We start from the raw sequence: 20,618 nt of genomic DNA, 5'->3' as shown, positions 1-20,618 counted from the left end.
CGGACACGGGGAAATGGCGTGACCGGCCCGGCCACCGGAACGCCGCCGAGCGGGTCATTTGACGTACCTGAATGATGGGGCCGTGGACGGGATCATCCGGGTGCTGGTGGTGGACGACCACGCGGTGGTGCGGCGCGGGGTGATCGCCTACCTCGACGTCCTCGACGACGTCGAGGTCGCGGGCGAGGCGGCCGACGGGGCGGCGGCGCTCGACCTGCTGGCTCAGCTCGCGGCGCACGGGCGGCTGCCGGACGTGGTGCTCATGGACCTGCAGATGCCCGGCATGGACGGGGTGTCGGCGATCGCGCAGATCCACCGCCGGTTCCCGTCGGTCCGGGTCGTGGTGCTCACGAGCTTCGGCGAGATCGAACGCGTGCACGCCGCCCTCGGCGAGGGTGCGGCGGGCTACCTGCTCAAGGACGCGGGGCCGGGGGAGATCGCGGCCGCGCTGCAGGCCGCGGCCCGCGGGGAGGTGTTCCTCGACGCCGCCGTCGCCCGCAGGCTCGCCCAGGAGATCCGCTCGCCCCGCAGCGGGCTGCGCGCGCTCACCCAGCGGGAGCGCGAGATCCTGCGGCTCGTGGCCGAGGGCCGCTCCAACAAGGAGATCGCCGCCGAGCTCGTGATCAGCGAGCGCACCGCCCGCACCCACGTCAGCAACCTGCTCGGCAAGCTGGGGCTGGCCTCGCGTACCCAGGCGGCCCTGCTCGCGATCCGGGAGGGGCTGGTGCCGCCCACCGGCTGAGCCCGACCCCTAGACTCCGGCCGTGGTCGCCCGGGTCGTGCAGGAGTCGTCGGACCCGGGGCAGCAGCACTCCCAGCGCCTGCTCGGGACGCTGCTCGGCGACTACTGGTTCTGGCGCACCGAGCACCTGCCCTCGGCCGCGCTCGTCGAGATGCTCGGCGAGTTCGGGCTGGCCGAGCCGGCGGCGCGGGCCGCGATCCGGCGGGCGGCCGCCCGGGGGCTCGTCGTCGCCTCGCGGGCCGGCCGGACCACCGCCTACGGCGTGCCCGAACGCACCCGCGAGCTGGTGATCCGGCACGTCACCCGGCTGATGCGCTTCGGCGCGGGCGACCGGTCCTGGGACGGGCGCTGGACGTTCGCGCTGTTCTCGGTGCCGGAGGAGCAGCGGGAGGTGCGCCGGACGCTGCGCACGCGGCTGCGCTGGCTGGGCTGGGCCCCGCTGTACGACGGGGTGTGGGTCACGCCGTGGGACGTCGGCGACCAGGCCCTCGACGTGCTCGCCGAGCTCGGCATCGACACCGCCACCGTGGCGCGCGCCGAGCTCGCCGAGCGGCTCCCGGCGGGCGGGCACCCGCTGCGTGCGTGGGACCTGGACGCGCTGCGCGCCCGCTACGAGGAGTTCCTCGACCGCTACCGCGGGCTGGCCGAGCGGGTGCGGGCCGGCGAGGTCGGGCCGGCCGAGGCGCTGACCAGCCGCACCCGGCTCATGACGCACTGGCGGGAGTTCCCCGACCTCGACCCGGAGCTGCCCGCCGAGGTGCTGCCCGCGGACTGGCCGCGGGCAGCCGCCCGGGAGTGCTTCGTGACGATCTACGACGGGCTCGGCCCGCTCGCCGAGCGCCGCTTCGCCGAGCTGCTCGCCCGGCACGCCCCCGACCTCGCGCCGCTCGCGGCCCACCGCACCAGCGAGGACGTGCGCCGCGGCGAGCCGCCCGACGGGCCCGCGCCGAGCGGGGACGCGCGGACCGGCTGGATCGGGCCGCTGGGGAGGCAGTAGCGGAAATAGACAACACCTTGTTGTCCGACCGGACGGACAGCTGTAGCGTGTGAGGCCTGCTCGCCGTCTCACCGTGGAGGCTGCCGTGCCCACGTCCCCCTCCCCATCGCACGGGCTGCGGGCCCTGCTCGCCGGCCCGGTCGGCATCTGCCTGGCCAACTACGAGTTCGGCGTCTACGGCACGATGTCCGCGCTCGTGATCAACGAGCTGTTCTTCCCGACCCTCGACCCCGCGGCCGGGACGCTCGCCGCGTTCACGACCTTCGCCGCGGGGTTCCTCGCCAAGCCGCTGGGCGGGCTGGTGTTCGGCCGGATCGGCGACCGGTTCGGCCGCCGCGTCGTCGTGGTGTCCGGGCTGCTGCTCATGGGCATCGCGACGATCGGCATCGGCCTGCTGCCCACCTACGAGACGATCGGCGTGGCCGCGCCGGTCCTGCTCACCCTGCTGCGGCTCACGCAGGGCCTCGCCGTCGGCGGCGAGTGGGGTGGCGCGGCGACGCTCGCCGTCGAGCACGCACCCCGCCACCGCAGGGGCCGGTGGGGCGGCGCGGTCGGCGTCGGCGGGCCGATCGGGTCGATCCTCGCCGCGCTCACCGTGCTCCCGCTGACCGCCTTGCTCTCGCGCGAGGCCTTCCTCGCCTGGGGCTGGCGGCTGCCGTTCCTGTTCAGCGCCGTGCTCGTCGCGGTCGGGCTGTGGATGCGCCTCGGGGTGGACGAGTCGCCCGTGTTCCGCGAGCGGGTCGCCGGGCGCGCCTCCGACCTGCCGCGCGTGCTGCGCACCAACGGCGGCCCGATGGCGCTCGTGTTCTTCCTCGCCGGCGCCGCCGTCACCGGCATCTACCTGTTCAACACCTACTCGCTGTCCTACGCCGTGCAGCACGCCGGCCTGGACCGCAGCGCGATGCTCGCCACGATGACGACCGCCCAGATCATCGCGGTCGGCGCGGCGATCGCGCTGCTCGGCCGGATCGACCGGATCGGGCTCGCCCGGCTGTACCGGGTCTGCGCCGTCGCGCTGGCGGCGGCCGCGTGGCTGCTGTTCGCCGCGATCGACTCGGCCGTCCTGCCGGTCGTCCTGGTGGCGTTGTGCCTCGGCCAGATCGCGATCAACGGGATGGTCGTGTCCTCCGTCCCGATCTACGTGCTGCTGTTCAAGCCCGAGGACCGGGTCACCGGCGCCGGGTTCAGCTTCAAGACCTCCGACGCGCTCCTCGGCGGCACCACGCCGCTGATCGCGGGCCTGCTGGTGCAGGCCGTGGGCGGCGCGTCCTGGGTCGTCGCGGCCTACGTGACCCTGCTCGTGGCGGTGTCCGTCACGGCGTCGTTGCTCGGCAGGCGGCTGCTCGCCGCCCGCACGGGCCCGTCCCCCGAGGAAGAGGAGGTGTCGGTCACCGCATGACCGTGCAGCCCAGCCCGCGTCCCGCCGAGCCCGGCGAGCACGACTTCGACCCGCTCGCCGAGGAGACGTTCACCAGCGCCCACGCCACCTACGCCGAGCTGCGGGCCCGGTGCCCGGTCGCCCGCAGCGCCACCTACGGCGGGTTCTGGGCGCTGTTCCGCCACGCCGACGTGGTCGCGGTGCTGTCGGACCCGGAGACGTTCACGACCAGCGTGCAGAACGTGGTGCCGAAGTTCGCCTTCACCGGCAGGCGGCCGCCGCTGCACCTCGACCCGCCCGAGCACAGCGACTACCGCCGGGTGATCAACCGGTTCTTCACCCGGCGCCGGATGGCCGCGCTGGCCCCGGCGGTGCGCGGCCACGTCGCTCGGCACCTGCAGCGGATGATCGACGCGGGCCGCGCCGACGTCGGCCCGAACTACGCCCAGACCATGCCGGCGCACGTGTTCGCCGAGTTCTTCCACCTACCGCTGGAGCTGTCGGAGCGGATCGAGCAGATCAGCGCCGAGTACGTGCGCGCGATCCAGGTGGTCGACGACGAGGAGGTGCGCCGCGGCTCCCGGCTGCTGTACCAGATCGCCGAGGACGTCATCGCCGCCCGGCGGGCCGAGGGCACCGACCCCGACACCGACCTCACGGCCGCGCTGCTGGCCGCCCGGCCCGGCGGCAGGCCGCTGCCGCCGGACATGGTGCTCGGCTGCGTGCGCCAGCTGCTGGTCACGGGCATGGTGGCGCCGAGCGTGTTCATCGGCACGATGCTCGCCCACCTCGCCGAGCACGAGGAACTGCAGGCGCTGCTGCGCCGCGAGCCGCACCGCATCCCGGCCGCCGTCGAGGAGTACCTGCGGCTGTTCACCCCCTACCGCGGCATGTGCCGCACGGCGCGGCGTGACGTCGTGATCGGCGACCGGCTGATCCGCGCCGACGAGCCGATCGCGCTGGTCTACACCTCCGCCAACCGCGACGAGGCCGTCTTCGAAGACGGCGAGCGGTTCGTGCTGGACCGGCCGAACCTGCGCGCCGCGATTCCGTTCGGGGCGGGCGTCCACGCCTGCCCCGGCGCCCCGCTCGCCCGGATGATGCTGGTGATGACGCTGGAGGAACTGCTCGCGCGCACCCGCTCCTTCGCCGTCGACGGCGAGATCACCATGGCCCGGTGGGCGGAGTGGGGCACCCGGTCGGTGCCGATGCGGTTCGTCCCCCGGTGACCCCGGCCACGTGCGTCCGCGCGGCCTTCCGCGGCCCGCGGGGACGGACTAGTGTGCCCCCTGTATCAGGAAGCCTGTCATTCGGCGGAGGACCAGGACCCATGGACACCGCAGCGCTGCGGCACGCGTCCGCTCCGGCGCTCGGCAGCTGGCCGGCCCGGCGGGCCCGCATCGCCCCGGACCGCCCGGCGTTCGTCGAGGGCGAGCGCACGCTCACCTACGCCGAGCTGGCCGAGCGCACCGCGCGCCTGGCGGGTGTGCTCGCCGCGCGCGGGGTCCGGCCCGGCGACCGGGTCGCCTACCTCGGCGTCAACGCGATCAGCGTGTTCGAGACCTACTTCGCGACGTGGCTCCTCGGCGCGATCGCGACGCCGCTGAACTACCGGCTCGCCGCGGCCGAGATCCGCTACATGCTCGAGGACTCCGGCGCCTCGCTGCTGGTCCACAGCGCCGACACCGACCGGCTCGTCGCCGCGGCGGCCGCCCCGGTGCCGGTGCTGCGGGTGGGCCCGGACTACGAGGACGCGATCGCGGCCGCGGAGCCGCTCGCCGACCCGCCGCGGGTCACCCTCGACGACCCCGCGCTGCTGCTCTACACCTCCGGCACCACCGGACGCCCCAAGGCCGCCGTGCTGACCCACGGCAACCTCACCTGGAACACGATCAACCAGCTCGCCCACGTCGACGTGCTGAGCACCGACTACGCCCTGTGCATCTCGCCGCTGTTCCACTGCGTCGGGCTGGGCCAGGTCACGCTGCCGACCCTGTTCAAGGGGGGTTGCGTGGAGCCGCTCGCGAACTTCGACGCGGGCGCGGTGCTCGCCCGGATCGGCGAGAAGGGCGTCACCAGCTTCTCGGCCGTGCCGACGATGCTGCAGATGATGGTCGAGCACCCGGGCTGGGCGAGCGCGAAGCTCGACTCCCTGCACACCGTGCTCTACGGGGGCTCGCCGGTGCAGGAGCGCGTCGCCCGCGCGTGGCTCGAGCGCGGGGTGCAGGTGCAGCAGGGCTACGGCATGACCGAGGCCGCGCCGGGTGTCTACATGGTGCCGCGGGGTGCGGGCGCCGACCGGCCGACCTCGGTGGGCGTGCCGCACTTCGCCACCGAGGTCGCGATGCTGCGCGACGGCGAGCGGGTGCCGGTCGGCCCCGAGCCCGCCGAGCTGCTCGTGCGCGGGCCGCACGTGTTCGCCGGGTACTGGAACCGCCCCGAGGAGACCGCCGAGGCGTTCGTCGACGGGGAGTGGTTCCGCACCGGCGACGTGGTGCGGGTCGCCCCCGACGGCTGGGCCGACGTCGTCGACCGGGTGAAGGACATGATCATCTCGGGCGGGGAGAACATCTACCCGGCCGAGGTGGAGGCCGTGCTCGTGCGGCTGGACGCGGTGGCCGACGCCGCGGTCGTCGCCGTCCCCGACGCGAGGTGGGGCGAGGTCGGCGCGGCGTTCGTGCAGCTGCGACCGGGCGCCACCGTCACCGACGAGGAGCTGCGCGCGCACCTCGAGGCCCACCTCGCCCGCTACAAGATCCCCAAGTACTTCGTCCGTGCCGACGCGCTGCCGCGCAACGCCACCGGCAAGGTGCGGCGCGTCGAGCTGCGCTCCCGCGCGGCGGAGGAGTTCGCCGGAGAAAGGTCCCAGTGATCATGCTGTGAGCGACGCAGCGACTGATTCCACGTGCGAGAACTTCTCCCGCCCGCCGACGTTGCAGGTCGAGCGGGACGGGGACGTGGCCGTGCTGCGGCTGTGCCGCGCCGCCAAGCGCAACGCCCTCGACGACGCCACCGTGCGCGGCATCGAGGAGTTCTTCGCCGAGCCGCCCGCCGGCGTGCGCGCGGTCGTGCTCGACGCCGAGGGCGAGCACTTCTCGGCCGGGCTCGACATGGGCGAGCTCAGCGGGCGCGACGCGTTCGGTGGGGTGGCCCACTCGCGGATGTGGCACCGCGCGTTCGAGCGGATCGCGCGGGGCAGCGTGCCGGTGGTCGCGGTGCTCAAGGGCGCCGTCGTCGGCGGCGGGCTCGAGCTGGCGAGCGCCGCGCACGTCCGGGTGGCCGAGCGCAGCACGTTCTACGCGCTGCCGGAGGGGCAGCGCGGGCTGTTCGTCGGCGGCGGCGCCGCGGTGCGCGTGCAGCGGCTGATCGGCACGGCCCTGATGACGGACATGATGCTCACCGGGCGCGTCCTCGACGCCGACGAGGGCATGGCCGCCGGCCTGTCGACCTACCTCGTCGACGCCGGCGAGGGCCTCGCGACGGCGCTCGACCTGGCCAAGAAGATGGCCGCGAACTCGCCGGTCACCACGTTCGCCGTGCTGCAGGCCCTGCCGCGGATCGCCGAGACCGGCCCGGACGAGGGGTTCTTCATGGAGGCGCTGATGGCGGCGGTCGCCTCGAGCAGCGCGGAGGCGCAAGCGCGGATGGAGGCGTTCCTCGCCGGCCGGGGAGCGAAGGTGCGGGGCCCGGAGGTGGAACGGGCGTGACCGGCAGCATCGCGGGCACCGAGCTGGGTCGCTTCGTCGACTGGCTGCGCACCGCACGCGGGCGGGACTTCGCCTCGTACGACGAGCTGCACGCGTGGTCGGTGGCGGACCTGGACGGCTTCTGGTCGGCGATCGCGGAGTTCTTCGGTGTGCGCTTCCACACCCCGCCCGCGACGGTGCTCGGCAGGCGCGAGATGCCGGGCGCGGAGTGGTTCCCCGGGGCCACGCTGAACTACGCCGAGCACGCCCTCACCGGCCACGAGGGCACCGCGGTCATCGCCTACTCCCAGACCCGGGACCGGGTGGAGCTCAGCTTCGCGCAGCTGCGCGAGCAGGTGGCGCGGGCCCGGGCGGGCCTGCAGCGGCTCGGTGTGGGCCCGGGGGACCGGGTGGTGGCGTACGCGCCGAACATCCCGGAGACGCTCGTGGCGTTCCTCGCCACCGCGAGCCTCGGCGCGGTGTGGGCGAGCTGCGCGCCCGAGTTCGGCGCGCGGAGCGTGGTCGACCGGTTCGCGCAGGTGGAGCCGGCCGTGCTGCTCGCGGTACCCGGCTACACCTACGGCGACAAGCGCATCGACCGGACCGCGGAGGTCGCGGCCGTGCGCGCCGGGCTGCCCACGGTCCGGCACGTGGTCGCCATCCCCTACGGCGACGGGCAGATCCCCGACGCCGTGGAATGGGACGACCTGCTCGCCGAGCCGGGGGAGCTCGCGTTCGAGCCGGTGCCGTTCGCGCACCCGCTCTGCGTGCTGTTCTCCTCGGGCACCACCGGCAAGCCGAAGGCGATCGTGCACGGCCACGGCGGGGTGCTGCTCGAGCAGCTGAAGAACCACGCCCTGAGCTGGGACCTGCGCACGGGCGACCGGCTGCTGTGGTTCTCCACCACGGCGTGGATGATGTGGAACGCGCTCGTCGGTGGCCTGCTCGTGGGCGCAGGCATCGTGCTGATCGACGGCAACCCGGTGCACCCCGACGTCGGCTGGCAGTGGCGGCTCGCCGCCGAGACCGAGGCCACGATGATGGGCGCGGCGCCGGCCTGGTTGATGGCCTGCCGGGCGGCCGGGCTCGCGCCGACCCGCGACCACGACCTGTCGCGCATCCGCCAGATCGGCGCCGCGGGCAGCCCGCTGCCCCGCGAGGGCTACCGGTGGGTGGCCGAGCACTTCCCGGGCGTGCTGCTCAACGTGGGCAGCGGCGGCACCGACGTCTGCTCCGGCATCGTGCAGGGCGGCCCGTGGCAGCCGGTCGTGGAGGGGGAGATCTCCGGGCCCGCGCTCGGCGTGGCCGCGGCCGCTTTCGACCCCGACGGCAAGCCGATCGTCGGCGAGCTCGGCGAGCTGGTGATCACCGAGCCGATGCCGTCGATGCCGGTCGGGTTCTGGGGTGACGCCGACGGCTCCCGCTACCGGGCCGCCTACTTCGACGTCTACCCGGGTGTGTGGCGGCACGGCGACTGGGTGCGCTTCTCCGAGTCGGGTTCGGTGGTGGTGGCCGGCCGTTCGGACGCCACCCTCAACCGCGGCGGGGTCCGGTTGGGTACCGCCGAGTTCTACGCGGTGGTCGAGGAGCTGCCGGAGGTCGTCGACAGCCTGGTCGTGCACCTGGAGGACCCGGACGGCGGGTTGGGCGAGCTCCTGCTGTTCGTCGTGCCGGCGGACGGGGTCGAGCTGGACGACCCGCTGCGCGCCCGCATCGCGACGGCCCTGCGCACGGCGCTCTCCCCGCGGCACGTGCCGGACCGGATCGTCGCGGTGCCCGCGGTGCCGCGCAACCGCACCGGCAAGAAGCTGGAGGTCCCGGCCAAGCGCATCCTGCTCGGCGCCGCACCGGACGAGGTCGCGAGCCGCGACGTGCTGGCCGACCCGAGCGCCCTCGACGCGTTCGTGGAGCTGGCCCGATGACCCGCACCGTCGCCGTGGTCGGCACCGGCGTGATCGGGGCGAGCTGGGCCGCGCTGCTGCTCTCCCACGGCCACGAGGTCGTGGCCACCGACCCCGCGCCGGGCGCCGAGGAGCGGCTGCGTGCCGACGTCGACGCGATCGGGCTGCCGGTGCGCGGCGGCCTCGGGTTCGTCGGCGACGTCGCCGAGGCGGTCGCCGACGCGGACTTCGTGCTGGAGAACGGCCCGGAGCGCATCGAGGTCAAGCACGACCTGTTCGCGGCCATGGACGCGGCGGCCCGCCCGGACGTGGTCCTGGCCAGCAGCTCGTCGGGCCTCCTGCCGAGCGAGATCGCGACCGCCTGCACCGCGCACCCGGAGCGGGTGCTGGTCGGGCACCCGTTCAACCCGCCGCACCTGCTCCCGCTCGTGGAGGTCGTGCCGGGCAAGCGCACCGACGAGGCCGCCGTGCAGCGGGCCGTGGACTTCTACACGGCGCTGGGCAAGAAGCCGATCCGGCTGCGCCACGAGCTGCCCGGGCACGTCGCCAACCGCCTGCAGGCCGCGTTGTGGCGGGAGGCGTACTCGCTGGTCGACCGCGGCGTCGTGTCCGTGGCCGACATCGACACCGCGATCGCCAACGGCCCCGGCCTGCGCTGGGCGCTGCTCGGCCCGTTCGCCGTGCAGGACCTGTCCGGCGGGCCCGGCGGCATCGCCCACGTGCTGGAGCACCTCGGCCCGCCCACCGAGGAGTGGTGGCGAACCATGGGCGACCCGTCGCTCACGCCCGAGCTGACCACGAAGATCGTCGAGGGGGTGGCCGCCGAGCTCGCGGGCACCGACCGGGCCGAGCTGGCCGCCCGCCGCGACGCCGCGCTGCGCGCCCTGCTCGCCGTCAAGGACGAGCACGGGCTCGGTTGAGGAGACGAGAGATGGACCTTTCCACCCTGGACGCGATCGACGTCCACGTGCACGTCGAGCAGGACGGGCACGGCTGCTTCGCGCTCGACCAGGAGCTGCTCGACGCCTCGGCCGCCTACTTCAAGGCCGGCCAGGACCGCACCCCGACCGTCGGCTCGATCGCCGAGCACTACCGCGCCCGCCGCACGGCCGCCGTCGTGTTCACCGTGGACGCCACCGCCGGGACCGGGCACCCCGCCCTGTCCAGCGAGGAGATCGTCGACGCCGCGGCCGAGCACGCCGACGTGCTGATCCCGTTCGGGTCGGTGGACCCGCACGCGGGCAAGGCGGCGGTCGCCCGGATCCGCCGGCTCGTCGAGCGGGGCGCCCGCGGCTTCAAATTCCACCCCAGCCTGCAGGTGTTCGAGCCGAACGACCGCGCCTACTACCCGCTCTACGAGGCGATGGCCGAGCTCGGGGTGCCCGCGGTGTTCCACACCGGGCAGACCGGCATCGGCGCCGGGCTGCCCGGCGGGCGCGGGATCAAGCTGCGCTACTCGGCGCCGATGCTGCTCGACGACGTCGCCGCCGACTTCCCGGAGCTCACCGTGGTGCTCGCGCACCCGTCGGTGCCGTGGCAGGACGAGGCGATCTCGATCGCCACCCACAAGGCCAACGTCTACATCGACCTGTCCGGGTGGTCGCCGCGCTACTTCCCGCCCCAGCTCGTGCGGGCGGCGAACGGCCTGCTCAAGCGCAAGGTGCTGTTCGGCTCGGACTACCCGCTGATCACCCCGGAGCGCTGGATCCGCGACCTCGGCGAGCTGGAGATCAAGGACGAGGTGCGGCCGCTGATCCTGAAGGAGAACGCGGCGCGGCTGCTCGGTCTGAGCTGATCTTCCCCAGCAGCCGCAGCGTGCGGTCCCGCTCCTGCGCGTCGCCGGTGAGGCTCACCAGCACGTCGGTCGCCCCGGCCCGAAGCTGCGGGCCGACGCGCGCCGCAACGTCGAGCGGCTGGTCGCGGCGGCCAGGGCCGCCCTGGACGAGGTCGGGCTCGGGGTGACGACCCGCGACGTCGCCCGCCGCGCCGGGGTCGGGCTCGGCACCGTCTACCGGCGGGTGCCGTCCCTCGACGCGCTGCTCGCCGCGATCCTCGTCGACACCGTCGACGCCATGACCCAGCGCGCGGTCCAGGCCCGCGGCGCCGACGACGCGTGGGCCGGGTTCGCGGCGTTCGCCGAGGACTTCGTGCAGCTGCGCGCCTCCAGCTGCGGCCTGCACGCGGCGCTCGGTGCAGAGGCCGGGCCGCAGCTCGAACCGCGGCTCTCGCGGCTGCGCGACGCCGTCCGCGACCTGGTCGAGCACGCTCAGGCGGCCGGGGCCATCCGGGCCGACCTCGACTGGACCGACGTGCCGTTCGTGCTGGCCACCGCGGTCCCGACCGACCGCACGCTCGGCATGCCCGCCCGCCCCGACCAGTGGCGGCGCAACCTCGCCGTCGTCCTCGACGGGCTGCGCGCCCACCGCCCGGGCTGACCGTCAGGCGAAGTCGCCCGGCGCGAACTCCCTGGGCTCGACCAGCACCATCCAGTTGCCCGAGTTGTCGCGGGCGACGGCCTCGACCCCGTACGGGCGCTCCTCCGGCTCCTGGATGAACTCGACCCCCTTCGAGGAGAGCTCCTCGAAGGTCTTGCGGCAGTCGTCGACGTTCACGCCGAGGCCGAACATGTTGCCCGCGTCCTGGGCCCGCTTGATCGCGGCGACCATGTCGTCGGAGATCGGCGGACCGGGCACCGTCAGGTGGATCTGCAGCTCGGGCTGGGTGGGGGTCTTCACGGTGCACCACCGGTAGCCCTCGCCGAGGGTGATGTCGGTGTGCTCCTGGAAGCCCAGCACGTCGATGTAGAAGGCCTTCGCGGCGTCGACGTCCTTGACGAACACGGAGGCGATGGAGACGTTCGTGATCATGTGTTCAGGCTAGGAGCCGGAACCCGCCCGCGGCTTCTCCTGGATTGCGCAGCCGCGCTTCTCGGCGAGCCCCCACATGAACACGAAGCACCCGGGGATGCGGGGCGCGCCGACGGCGGCCCAGCGGCGCTGGAAGGCGCTCGGTGTCTCCCCGACGAGCTCCCGGAACCGGCTGCTGAACGAGCCGAGGCTGGAGAAGCCCACGGCGTGGCACACCTCGGTGACGGTGAGGTTGGTGGCGCGCAGGAGGTCCTGGGCGCGCGCGACGCGCCGCCGGGACAGGTGCTCGGCGGGGGAGACCCCGTAGGTCGCGGTGAACAGCCGCTGGAAGTGGTACTTGCTGATGCCGGCGACCGCCGCGATGGAGGAGAGGTCGAGCGGCTCGGTGTAGTGGCGGTCGACGTGGTCGCGGGCGCGGCGCAGGTGCACCAGCAGGTCGTCGGGGGCCCGACGGGTCGGGGCGCTCACCGCGGCGAGTCTAGGCCGTGCCGGGAGGGTCCGGGAGCGCCCCGACGGGGGTCAGCGGGGCGTGGCGAAATCCTGCGTCCAGTAGCCGTCGGCGTAGCCGACGCCGATCTCGGCGAACGAGCAGTTGAGGATGTTCGCACGGTGGGCGTCGCTGTTCATCCACAGCTGCATGGCCCGCTCCGCCGAGGTGGTGCCGGAGGCGACGTTCTCCCCGACCTTGCGCCACTCGTACCCGGTGCGGGTGATGCGGTCACCCACCCGGGAGCCGTCCGAGCCGGTGTGGGTCATCTCGCCCATCTCCGCCTGGTCCTGCGAGTGCTCCCGGGCGGCGGTGGTGAGGCGGCGGTCGACGGTGACCGGGTCGCAGCCCGCCTCCTCGCGCTCCTCGTTGACCAGGGCCACGACAGCGGCGGCGCGGTCGGCGGCTGTCGACGAGGACGCCGAGGAGGGGACGGCGGCGTAGGCCACGGTGGCGGGCACCGTGCACGCCACCGTGACGAGTGCGGCCACGAGCGGTAGGCGGGCAGCCCCGCTGGTGCGTTCCTTCACACCTCCTACAACACCCGAACGGGCGAACGGGATACGCCCGATGCCGCATCTCGTGACGCGGCGTGTCGATCACGGGTTCCGCGCCACCCGGTCGGGCGTCAGCAGGGCTGCTCGATCGTGCGCGGGGCGTCCTCGCCGAGGTCGGCGACCTGCACGTCGTTGCCGCACATCTGCCCCTGCCGGGCGTCCGAGTCGATCTGGAAGGCCTCGGCCGCGATGCCGGAGATCCGGTTGCCCTCGACGACGTTGCCGCCCTTGTCGTACTCCTCGTCGTCGCTCTTGATCTTGATGGCGACGCCCGCCGAGTCGGAGATCGTGTTGTTGCGCACCACGTTGTTGTGGCCGCGCAGCTCGATGTTGCTGCCGTTGAACTCCGCCGACTCGACGTTGCCGGAGCACTCGTTGTTCTCGAACACGTTGTCGTGCGCGTTCTCCTTGACGTTGAAGCACTCCGAGCCGAACGTGCGGATGATGTTGCCGGTGACGAGGTTGTTCGAGCTGGTGTCGTTCTCGTGCATCGGCTGGCTGTCCGACTTCGGGCTCGTGCCGATGTAGACGCCCTCGCCGTTGTGGAACTCGAAACGGTCGGTGTCGTCGCTCTTCTTGCCGAACATGCCGCAGTACTGGATCACCGAGTCGGCGATGACGTTGTCGTGCGCGTTGTTGCGCAGCCGCACGCACTCACCGCCCGCGCTGGTGAGGAACATGTTGCGGATCTCGACCCCGGTGATGTCGCGCGACTCGTCCGACGCGCCGATGTAGATGAGCCGCCCGTCCTCGACGTCGCGGGCCACGCTGCGCTTGAACGCGGTGATCTCCTCGAGGTCGGTGGGGAACTCGCGGCCCTTGAGCTTCTCCTGGCCGTCGATCGTGAAGCCCTCGAAGACGTGGTAGCTGTGGTCGACGCTGATGATGCGGCCGGTGCCGTACAGCGTGGCCTGGTAGCGGCCGGACGGGTCCTGCCCGGTCTCCGGGCCCTTGATCGTGATCGGCGCGTCCGGCCGCCCGTCGCGCTGCGTGGCGATCTGCTCGCGGTACTCGCCGGGCGCCAGGTTGATCGTGGTGCCGGGCTGTGCGCGGTCGAGGGCCTTCTGGATCGTGCGGAACGGCCTGGCCTGGGAGCCGTCGCCCGCGTCGTTGCCCGCGGGGTCGACGTAGAGCTGCACCCCGGCCGGTGCCGGTGGGGGTGGGGTCGGCCCCGGCGGCGGGGTCGACCCGGGCAGGACGACGACCAGCACGACGACGAGCACCGCTGCTGCCACTGCGGCGCCGAGCGCCACGTTGCGCCACTGGCGGGACCGTGACGCCATCGGCGCAGCGGGCGGCGAGTTGCGGACCTGAACCACAGATTCCCCGATCGCTCCGGCGTGCTTCCAACCGCACGCGCTCCGCAACGATGATGCCCGGGGCGCCGAGGGCGGATCACCGGAGGGCCCCGTCCGGGGGACGCTCAGGCGATGATCCGCAGCGGGGCCTCCAGCACGGCGGCGAGGGTCTGCAGGAAGGCGGCGCCGACGGCGCCGTCGACGACCCGGTGGTCGCACGACAGGGTGAGCCGCATGATCGACCGGACGACGGGCTCCCCGTCGCGGGGGCGGATCTCCTCGGTGGCGGCGCCCACGGCGAGGATGGCCGCCTCGGGCGGGTTGATCACGGCGGTGAACTGCTCGATGCCGTACATCCCCAGGTTCGACACCGTGAACGTGCTGCCGGTCATCTCGTCGGCCCGCAGCTTGCGGTCGCGGGCGCGCGTCGCGAGGTCGCGGGTCCGCGCGGCGATCTCCGAGACGCTCATGCGGTCGGCGTCGCGCACGACGGGCACCAGCAGGCCCGACTCGACCGCCACGGCGACGCCGACGTGCACCCGCCGGTGGCGGCGCACCGAGTCGCCCGCGTAGGAGACGTTGATCTCCGGGTGGGCGCGCAGCGCGCCGGCGACGGCCTTGATCACGAGGTCGTTGACGCTGACCTTGGGCCCGCCGGCCGCCGCGAGGGTCTCGTTGAGCCTGCCGCGCAGCGCGAGCAGCTCGGTGACGTCGACGGCGCGGGTCAGGTAGATGTGCGGCGCCTCCTGCTTGCTGCGGGTGAGGCGCTCGGCGGCGACCTGGCGCATCCGGGGCAGGGGGAGCACCTCGACGTCGTCGTCCGCCCCGGCGTCCTGCGTCGGCGGCGCCGCGGGTGCGGCCGGCCCCGGGGTCTCGGCGGGTGCCGGCGCGGCCTGTGCCGGTTGAGCCGGCTGTGCTGTCCCGGTCGGCTGGGCCGCCTGCTGGGCGGCGGCCGCGGCCTCGATGTCGGCGCGGATCACCCGCCCGTTGGGGCCGGTGCCGCGCACGGTGGCGAGGTCGACGCCGCGTTCCCGGGCGAGCCGGCGGGCCAGCGGCGAGGCCGGCGGGCGCCGGTCCGCCGGCGGGGCCGGGGCGGGCGCCGGTGGGGCGGGGTTGGCGGGCGGTGCGGCAGGGGCCTCGGCGGTGCCGGTCCCGGTGCCGGCGGGCGGCTCGTCGCCGGCGTCGGCGGTGGCGCCGGTGCCGTCACCGAGCACCCCGATGGGCGCGCCGATCGGGGCGCTCTCGCCCTCGCCGACGAGGATGCGCTCGAGCACGCCGTCCTCGTAGGCCTCCAGCTCCATGATCGCCTTGTCGGTCTCGATGTCGGCGATGACGTCGCCCGCGTGGACGGGGTCCCCGACGTGCTTGTGCCAGGTGGCGATGACGCCCGACTCCATCGTGTCGGACAGGCGGGGCATGGTGATCTCGGGCATCGCAGGTCCTCGTGGGGTCAGGGGAGGCGGCCGACGGCGGCGAGGGTCTCCCGCACGGCGGTCAGCAGCGAGTCGGCCGAGGGGAGCGCGGCCCGCTCGAGCGGCTTGGCGTACGGCAGCGGCACCTCCGCGGCGGCGACGCGCCGCACGGGGGCGTCGAGGTGGTCGAAGGCGCCGTCGGAGATCGTCGCGGCGATCTCGGCGCCGATGCCGTAGGTGAGCCAGTCGTCCTCGGCCACGACGGCGCAGCCGGTCTTGCGCGCCGACGCCACGATCGTGTCGCGGTCGAGCGGGCGCAGGCTGCGCAGGTCGACCACCTCGGCGGAGATCCCGTCCTCGGCGAGCCGCTCGGCCACCTCGGCGGCCACGGCGGCCATGCGGGAGTAGCCGACGATCGTGACGTCGCTGCCCTCCCGGGTCACCGCGGCGCGGCCGATCTCGGCGTCGGGCAGGTCGTCGGGCACCTCGCCCTTGACGTTGTAGAGCGCGAGGTTCTCCAGGAACAGCACCGGGTCGTCGTCGCGGATCGCGGCCCGCAGCAGCGCCTTGGCGTCGGCGGGCGTGCTCGGCGCCACCACCTTCAGGCCGGGCACGAACGCGTAGTACAGCTCGATGTTCTGCGAGTGGGTGGCCCCGAGCTGCTGGCCGCCCCCGCCCGGCGTGCGGATGACCATCGGCACCGGGGTCTGGCCGCCGAACATCCCGTAGACCTTCGCGGCGTGGTTGACGATCTGGTCGAGCGCGATCAGCGAGAAGTTGATCGTCATGATCTCCACGACCGGGCGCAGCCCGAGCATCGCCGCGCCGATCGCGGCGCCGACGAAGCCCTCCTCGGCGATCGGGGTGTCGCGCACGCGCTTCTCGCCGAACTCGGCGAGCAGCCCGGCGGTGATCTTGTAGGAACCCTCGAAGACGCCGATCTCCTCCCCGATCAGGAAGACGTCGTCGTCGCGCAGCATCTCCTCGCGCAGGGTGCTGCGGAGGGCCTCGCGGTAGGTCATCACGGGCACGGTGGGCTTCCTCAGCGGTAGAGGGCGTCCGCCGGGAGGCGGCGCGACTCGTTGGCCACGGGGGTGGCGTAGGTGTGGTCGAACAGGGTGGAGACGTCCGGGTGCGGGCTCGAGGCGGCGAACGCCACGGCCTCGTCGGCCTCGCCGCGCGCCTGCTCCTCGAGCGCGGTGAGCGCGTCCTCGTCGGCGACGCCCGCGGCGAGCAGCGCGGCGCGGAAGCGGGCGATCGGGTCGGCGGCGCGGGCGGCCTCCACGTCGGACGACGTGCGGTAGCGCGCCGGGTCCACCACCGAGTGGCCCTTCAGCCGCGCGCTCACCGCCTCCAGGAGGGCAGGCTTGCCCTCGGTGCGGGCCCGCTCGACGAGCCGGCGCGCGGCGTCCCGCACGGCGAGGACGTCGGTGCCGTCCACCCGCTCGCCGTGCATGCGGTAGGCGGAGGCCCGCTTGTACAGCTCGGGCTCGGCCGACGAGCGCTCCACGGTGGTGCCCATGCCGAGGCCGTTGTTCACCACGACGTAGACGATCGGCAGGTTCCACAGCGCGGCGATGTTGAGCGCCTCGTGGAACGCGCCGATGTTGGTGGTGCCGTCGCCCATCTGGCAGACCACCACCTCGTCGCCGCCGCGGTAGTCGATGGCGAGCGCGGCGCCGGTGGCGAGCGGGACCTGGCCGCCGACGATGCCGTAGCCGCCGAGCATCCGGGCGGCGGCGTCGTACAGGTGCATCGACCCGCCCCAGCCCTTGGACGTACCGGTGGTGCGACCGTAGAGCTCGGCCATCACGCGGCCGGGCTCGATGCCCTTGGCGATCGCGTAGCCGTGCTCGCGGTAGTTGGTGAACAGGTAGTCGTCCGGGCGCATCGCGGCGAGCAGGCCGACGACGGTGGCCTCCTCGCCGAGGTTGAGGTGGCAGTAGCCGCCGATCTCGGCGCGGGTGTAGCCCTGGGCGGCGCGCTCCTCGAAGCGGCGGATGAGCACCATCTGCCGGTACCAGCCGCGCAGGACGTCGGGATCCTCCGCGGCGAGCGGATCCGCCTGCCTGCGCCGCCTGCCCGAGGTCGTTCGCGGGGCCGTCCGCGGGGTCGTCCGCGGTGTCGTCGTTGCCACGGGCCCAGCCTCGTCCCGGCCGGGTCGCGGCACCATGATCCAGTGCCCAGCGCTGGGGCCCGCCGATTGGGCAGATCGCCCAATCAGGCGGGCAGCTCGAGCGCGGAGAGCGCGAGCGACAGCTCGACGTAGGCCTGCCGCCCGGTGAGCGGGTGCCCGATGAGCGTCGACGCGCGGTGCAGCCGGTTGAGCACCGTGTTGCGATGGCAGTAGAGCCGGTCGGCGGCCACGCCGGCCGACCGGTCGGCCTCCAGCCAGGCGGTGAGCGTCTGCAGCAGGACGTCCCGCTCGCGGGGCGGCAGGCGCAGCACCGGGCCGAGCCAGTCGTCGACGATGCGCCGGCGCAGCTCGGGGGAGCGCAGCAGCAGCGCCTCGGCGTAGCGGTCGGAGATCTCCACCACCGCCGCGGTGCGCCTGGGCAGGGTGCCCAAGGCGAGCACCGCGAGCCGGTGGGCGGCGGCGACCCCGGCGAGGCCGTCGTCGGTGCGGGCGGCGGCGCCCCGGCCGCGGGCGAGGGCCCGCAGCTTGGCCAGCACGAACGCCGGGTCGTGGCCGTCGAGGGGGATGAGGCCGACGGTGGTCTCGGTGCGGACGTGCCACACCGACCGGATGCCGAGCGCGCCGAGCGCCGTCTGCGGGTTGGGCAGGGCGGCCTTGCCGTCCGGGTCGAGGTCGGCGACCACCACGAGGTAGGCGCCCCCGAGGGGAAGGTCGAGCTGGTCGGCCACCCGCTGGCCGGTGGTGCCGCCGGCCACGACCTCCTCCAGCAGCGCGTGCCTGCGCTGGTCGTCGCGCCGCAGCTGCTCGGCCTCCGCCCGACGGTAGGACGTGGACAGCGCCGACGACAGCCCGTCGACCACGGTCCACATCGCGGTGGCGGCGGCGCCGAGGTCGGCGGGCGCGACCTCGCCGGTGCGCTCGAGCAGGGCCTCCCAGACCACCCGGCCGCCCAGGCGGAAGGTCCGCAGCATCACCTCGAGCGGCACGCCCTGCTCGGCCCGCTGCCTGCCGATCGCGCCCGCGACCGGGTCGTCGTCGGTGATCCCCGCGGTGCCACCGACGAGCAGCTCCAGGACCCGGGTGAGGTAGCGGCGGCAGCCGTCGCGCAGGTCGTCGGGCGGGACGTTGCGGTAGTCGGTCCAGGCCGGGTGGTCGGTGAAGACGGCCGTGACGAGCCGGTCGGTCAGAACGTCGACGTCGGGCAGCCACGCGGTCGCGACGCTCGACAACGGACCTTCCACGGGCTCAGACGGTACCGACCGGCCTCCGGCACGCGTGCACCCGCGAGCCGCGCTCCGGCTGCGGCCGAGTCGCGGTCCGGGCGTGGGCGAGTCGCGGTGTGGGTGTCGGCGAGTCGCGGTCTGGGCGTGGGCGAGTCGCGGTCCGGCTGGGGGCGAGTCGCGGTGTGGGTGTGCGGGAGTCGCGGTGTGGGTGCTGCGCGGCGCCGACGGCTGATGCAGCCTGGGCCGATGGGGCCTGGGGTGGCCGGCGGCGTCGACACGATGAGCCGGGGCGGGCTGCGCCGCGTGCTGGTGGTGCTGTGCGGCACCGAGATCGTCAGTTGGGGCGTGCTCTACTACGCGTTCCCGGTACTCGCCCCGGCCATCGTGGCCGACACCGGCTGGTCGGTCGGCACGATCACCGCGGCGTTCTCCCTCGGCCTGGTCGTCGCGGCGCTGGTGGGGATCCCGGCGGGGCGGTGGCTGGACCGGTTCGGGCCGCGCCGGGTCATGACGTGCGGGTCGGTGATCGCCGCGCCTGCCGTCGTCGGGATCGCCTGCGCGCCGACGGTGGCGTGGTTCTTCGCCGCGTGGGCGGTGGCCGGGCTGGCGATGGCGGGCGTGCTCTACCCGCCCGCGTTCGCCGCGCTGACGCGCTGGTGGGGCCCGCGGCGGGTCACCGCGCTGACCGCGCTCACGCTGCTGGCCGGCCTGTCGAGCACGATCTTCGCGCCGCTCACCGCCGCGCTGAGCGCGCACCTGAGCTGGCGGCAGTCCTACCTCGTCCTCGCGGTGGTGCTGGCCGTGCTCACGGTGCCCGCGCACCTGTTCGGGCTGCGCGGGCCGTGGCCCGCCGCCCCGGACCCGGCGGCGCGGGCGGGCGTGCCGGGCCCCGCCCCGGCGACGATCTCGCGCAGCGCGCCGTTCCTGCTCCTCGTCGCGGCCGTCGCGCTCGGCACGTTCACCGCGTTCGCGGTGGTCGTGAACCAGGTGCCGCTGCTGATCGAGCGCGGCGCGTCCACGACCGCGGCCGCGTGGGCGCTCGGGCTCGGCGGACTCGGCCAGGTGGCGGGGCGGCTCGGCTACACCCCGCTGGCGGCGCGTACGGGGGTCCGGACGCGGTCGGTCCTGATCCTCGCCGCCCTCGCCGCCACCACCGCCCTGTTCGGGCTGCTGCCCGGCCCCGTGGGCGCGCTCGTGGCCGCCGCCGTGCTCGCCGGCGCCGCCCGGGGTGTGCTGACGCTGCTGCAGGCCACCGCGGTCAGCGACCGCTGGGGCTCCGCCCACTACGGCCGGCTCAACGGGGTCTTCCTCGCCCCGTCGACGATCGCCACCGCGCTCGCGCCGTGGGCGGGTGCGGCGTTGTCGGAGGTGATGGGCGGGTACCCGCCGGTGTTCGTGCTGCTCGCGGTCCTCTCCGTGGTCGCCGCGGTGCTGGCGGTCGGGACGGTGCCGCGGCGGTAGGGGCTGTTTCGGCGCGGCCTGCCGTTCGTGCGTGCGCGATGTCACCGGACGGCTGGTGCGGATTCCGCGAGAGCCGTCCGTTCAGGTCGGACGCCGCCAGAAGCGTTTTCGATGGCTCGGGCTCTCGATGCGGATGCCGGCTGCGTGGATCGTGAACCCGCGGCAGGTGAACGGGACGGTGCCCGCCTGTCCGAGCGCCGCTTCGTCGCCGTGCTCGATCGCGTCGCCTAGCGACGGTCACGTCGGGCGTGACGGTGACGGCGGCAGTGCCGTCTGCTGCGTCTACTCGGCCGATGGCAGAGCTCAGCATCAAGCCCATGGCGAGCAGCATGCCGAGCATGAGCATCAACGCGTTGAACACGGTGCGAATCCGGAGCACGATCATGCCTGTTCCCCATTGCCCGCGGGGGCGTGCGATCCCCCGTGATCGGGAGGATGCACGTAGGCGCGCTCGAGGCGTGCTTCGCCGCGA

At 74.2% G+C, this 20,618-nt stretch carries 19 protein-coding genes; 11 read left to right on the top strand and 8 right to left on the bottom strand.

The window, feature by feature from the left end; genetic code table 11:
- Positions 1 to 82 precede the first annotated feature (82 nt).
- The 10 genes from VKZ81_RS03435 (at position 83) to VKZ81_RS03390 (ending at position 11,139) form a co-directional block, all read left to right on the top strand.
- Positions 83 to 742, top strand: a complete 660-nt coding sequence (locus VKZ81_RS03435) for a response regulator transcription factor (protein ID WP_324239912.1) — start codon at positions 83 to 85, stop codon at positions 740 to 742.
- A gap of 22 nt (positions 743 to 764) precedes the next feature.
- A complete protein-coding gene (locus VKZ81_RS03430) occupies positions 765 to 1,739 on the top strand; it encodes a PaaX family transcriptional regulator (protein WP_324239911.1) in 975 nt (324 codons plus the stop codon).
- An 85-nt stretch (positions 1,740 to 1,824) separates the two neighbouring features.
- Complete coding sequence (locus VKZ81_RS03425) at positions 1,825 to 3,138, top strand: MFS transporter (RefSeq protein ID WP_324239910.1); 1,314 nt, start codon at positions 1,825 to 1,827, stop codon at positions 3,136 to 3,138.
- On the top strand, positions 3,135 to 4,346 hold the full coding sequence (locus tag VKZ81_RS03420) for a cytochrome P450 (RefSeq protein ID WP_324239909.1): 1,212 nt from the start codon (positions 3,135 to 3,137) through the stop codon (positions 4,344 to 4,346). Before VKZ81_RS03425 ends, VKZ81_RS03420 begins: the two co-directional genes overlap by 4 nt.
- A 101-nt stretch (positions 4,347 to 4,447) precedes the next feature.
- Positions 4,448 to 5,989, top strand: coding sequence for an acyl-CoA synthetase (locus tag VKZ81_RS03415; RefSeq protein WP_324239908.1), 1,542 nt, complete (start codon positions 4,448 to 4,450; stop codon positions 5,987 to 5,989).
- A gap of 85 nt (positions 5,990 to 6,074) precedes the next feature.
- Positions 6,075 to 6,824 (top strand): crotonase/enoyl-CoA hydratase family protein, encoded by a 750-nt coding sequence (locus tag VKZ81_RS03410; protein ID WP_324239907.1) that lies wholly within the window; start codon positions 6,075 to 6,077, stop codon positions 6,822 to 6,824.
- Entirely contained in the window at positions 6,821 to 8,725 is a 1,905-nt protein-coding gene (locus tag VKZ81_RS03405; RefSeq protein WP_324239906.1) for an acetoacetate--CoA ligase, read from the top strand. The genes VKZ81_RS03410 and VKZ81_RS03405 overlap by 4 nt, the downstream gene beginning before the upstream one ends.
- Positions 8,722 to 9,624 (top strand): 3-hydroxyacyl-CoA dehydrogenase NAD-binding domain-containing protein, encoded by a 903-nt coding sequence (locus VKZ81_RS03400; RefSeq protein WP_324239905.1) that lies wholly within the window; start codon positions 8,722 to 8,724, stop codon positions 9,622 to 9,624. The genes VKZ81_RS03405 and VKZ81_RS03400 overlap by 4 nt, the downstream gene beginning before the upstream one ends.
- A gap of 11 nt (positions 9,625 to 9,635) precedes the next feature.
- Positions 9,636 to 10,499 (top strand): 4-hydroxyphenyl-beta-ketoacyl-CoA hydrolase, encoded by an 864-nt coding sequence (couO, locus tag VKZ81_RS03395; protein WP_324239904.1) that lies wholly within the window; start codon positions 9,636 to 9,638, stop codon positions 10,497 to 10,499.
- 34 nt (positions 10,500 to 10,533) lie between these two features.
- Positions 10,534 to 11,139, top strand: coding sequence for a TetR/AcrR family transcriptional regulator (locus VKZ81_RS03390; protein WP_324239942.1), 606 nt, complete (start codon positions 10,534 to 10,536; stop codon positions 11,137 to 11,139).
- Between the two features lie 3 nt (positions 11,140 to 11,142).
- On the opposite strand, the gene VKZ81_RS03385 is transcribed toward VKZ81_RS03390, so the two are convergent.
- From VKZ81_RS03385 to VKZ81_RS03350, 8 genes are all read right to left on the bottom strand, one after another.
- The gene (locus VKZ81_RS03385) at positions 11,143 to 11,571 is read right to left on the bottom strand and encodes a VOC family protein (protein ID WP_324239903.1); all 429 of its coding nucleotides are present in this window, start codon (positions 11,569 to 11,571) and stop codon (positions 11,143 to 11,145) included.
- 9 nt (positions 11,572 to 11,580) lie between these two features.
- Complete coding sequence (locus VKZ81_RS03380; RefSeq protein WP_324239902.1) at positions 11,581 to 12,039, bottom strand: AraC family transcriptional regulator; 459 nt, start codon at positions 12,037 to 12,039, stop codon at positions 11,581 to 11,583.
- Positions 12,040 to 12,090: 51 nt separating this feature from the next.
- Positions 12,091 to 12,588 (bottom strand): CAP domain-containing protein, encoded by a 498-nt coding sequence (locus VKZ81_RS03375; RefSeq protein WP_324239901.1) that lies wholly within the window; start codon positions 12,586 to 12,588, stop codon positions 12,091 to 12,093.
- 98 nt (positions 12,589 to 12,686) lie between these two features.
- Entirely contained in the window at positions 12,687 to 13,898 is a 1,212-nt protein-coding gene (locus VKZ81_RS03370) for a DUF1565 domain-containing protein (protein WP_324239900.1), read from the bottom strand.
- A 140-nt stretch (positions 13,899 to 14,038) separates the two neighbouring features.
- The gene (locus VKZ81_RS03365) at positions 14,039 to 15,346 is read right to left on the bottom strand and encodes a dihydrolipoamide acetyltransferase family protein (RefSeq protein ID WP_324239899.1); all 1,308 of its coding nucleotides are present in this window, start codon (positions 15,344 to 15,346) and stop codon (positions 14,039 to 14,041) included.
- A gap of 17 nt (positions 15,347 to 15,363) precedes the next feature.
- Positions 15,364 to 16,347 carry an alpha-ketoacid dehydrogenase subunit beta gene (locus VKZ81_RS03360; protein ID WP_414709323.1) on the bottom strand — a complete coding sequence of 328 codons (984 nt, stop codon included), beginning with the start codon at positions 16,345 to 16,347 and terminating at the stop codon, positions 15,364 to 15,366.
- Positions 16,348 to 16,367: 20 nt separating this feature from the next.
- A complete protein-coding gene (gene pdhA, locus VKZ81_RS03355; RefSeq protein ID WP_324239897.1) occupies positions 16,368 to 17,462 on the bottom strand; it encodes a pyruvate dehydrogenase (acetyl-transferring) E1 component subunit alpha in 1,095 nt (364 codons plus the stop codon).
- An 83-nt stretch (positions 17,463 to 17,545) separates the two neighbouring features.
- Entirely contained in the window at positions 17,546 to 18,703 is a 1,158-nt protein-coding gene (locus tag VKZ81_RS03350) for a PucR family transcriptional regulator (protein ID WP_324239896.1), read from the bottom strand.
- Between the two features lie 228 nt (positions 18,704 to 18,931).
- Here VKZ81_RS03350 and VKZ81_RS03345 point away from each other — a divergent pair, with 228 nt between their 5' ends.
- Positions 18,932 to 20,146, top strand: a complete 1,215-nt coding sequence (locus VKZ81_RS03345) for an MFS transporter (protein WP_324239895.1) — start codon at positions 18,932 to 18,934, stop codon at positions 20,144 to 20,146.
- Positions 20,147 to 20,618: the final 472 nt, after the last annotated feature.

It is taken from the genome of Pseudonocardia sp. (assembly GCF_035305885.1).
GTDB lineage: Bacteria > Actinomycetota > Actinomycetes > Mycobacteriales > Pseudonocardiaceae > Pseudonocardia.
The sequence above is the reverse complement of the archived record's forward strand: the minus strand, read 5'-3'. Positions and strand labels throughout refer to the sequence as shown.

What these genes read in the sequence shown, in the direction of transcription:
- VKZ81_RS03420 (WP_324239909.1), top strand. Translation starts at nt 3,135, where the DNA reads ATGACCGTGCAGCCCAGCCCGCGTCCCGCCGAGCCCGGCGAGCACGAC.
- VKZ81_RS03415 (WP_324239908.1), top strand. Translation starts at nt 4,448, where the DNA reads ATGGACACCGCAGCGCTGCGGCACGCGTCCGCTCCGGCGCTCGGCAGC.
- VKZ81_RS03400 (WP_324239905.1), top strand. Translation starts at nt 8,722, where the DNA reads ATGACCCGCACCGTCGCCGTGGTCGGCACCGGCGTGATCGGGGCGAGC.
- couO (WP_324239904.1), top strand. Translation starts at nt 9,636, where the DNA reads ATGGACCTTTCCACCCTGGACGCGATCGACGTCCACGTGCACGTCGAG.
- VKZ81_RS03385 (WP_324239903.1), bottom strand. Translation starts at nt 11,571, where the DNA reads ATGATCACGAACGTCTCCATCGCCTCCGTGTTCGTCAAGGACGTCGAC.
- VKZ81_RS03370 (WP_324239900.1), bottom strand. Translation starts at nt 13,898, where the DNA reads ATGGCGTCACGGTCCCGCCAGTGGCGCAACGTGGCGCTCGGCGCCGCA.
- VKZ81_RS03365 (WP_324239899.1), bottom strand. Translation starts at nt 15,346, where the DNA reads ATGCCCGAGATCACCATGCCCCGCCTGTCCGACACGATGGAGTCGGGC.
- VKZ81_RS03360 (WP_414709323.1), bottom strand. Translation starts at nt 16,347, where the DNA reads ATGACCTACCGCGAGGCCCTCCGCAGCACCCTGCGCGAGGAGATGCTG.
- VKZ81_RS03345 (WP_324239895.1), top strand. Translation starts at nt 18,932, where the DNA reads ATGGGGCCTGGGGTGGCCGGCGGCGTCGACACGATGAGCCGGGGCGGG.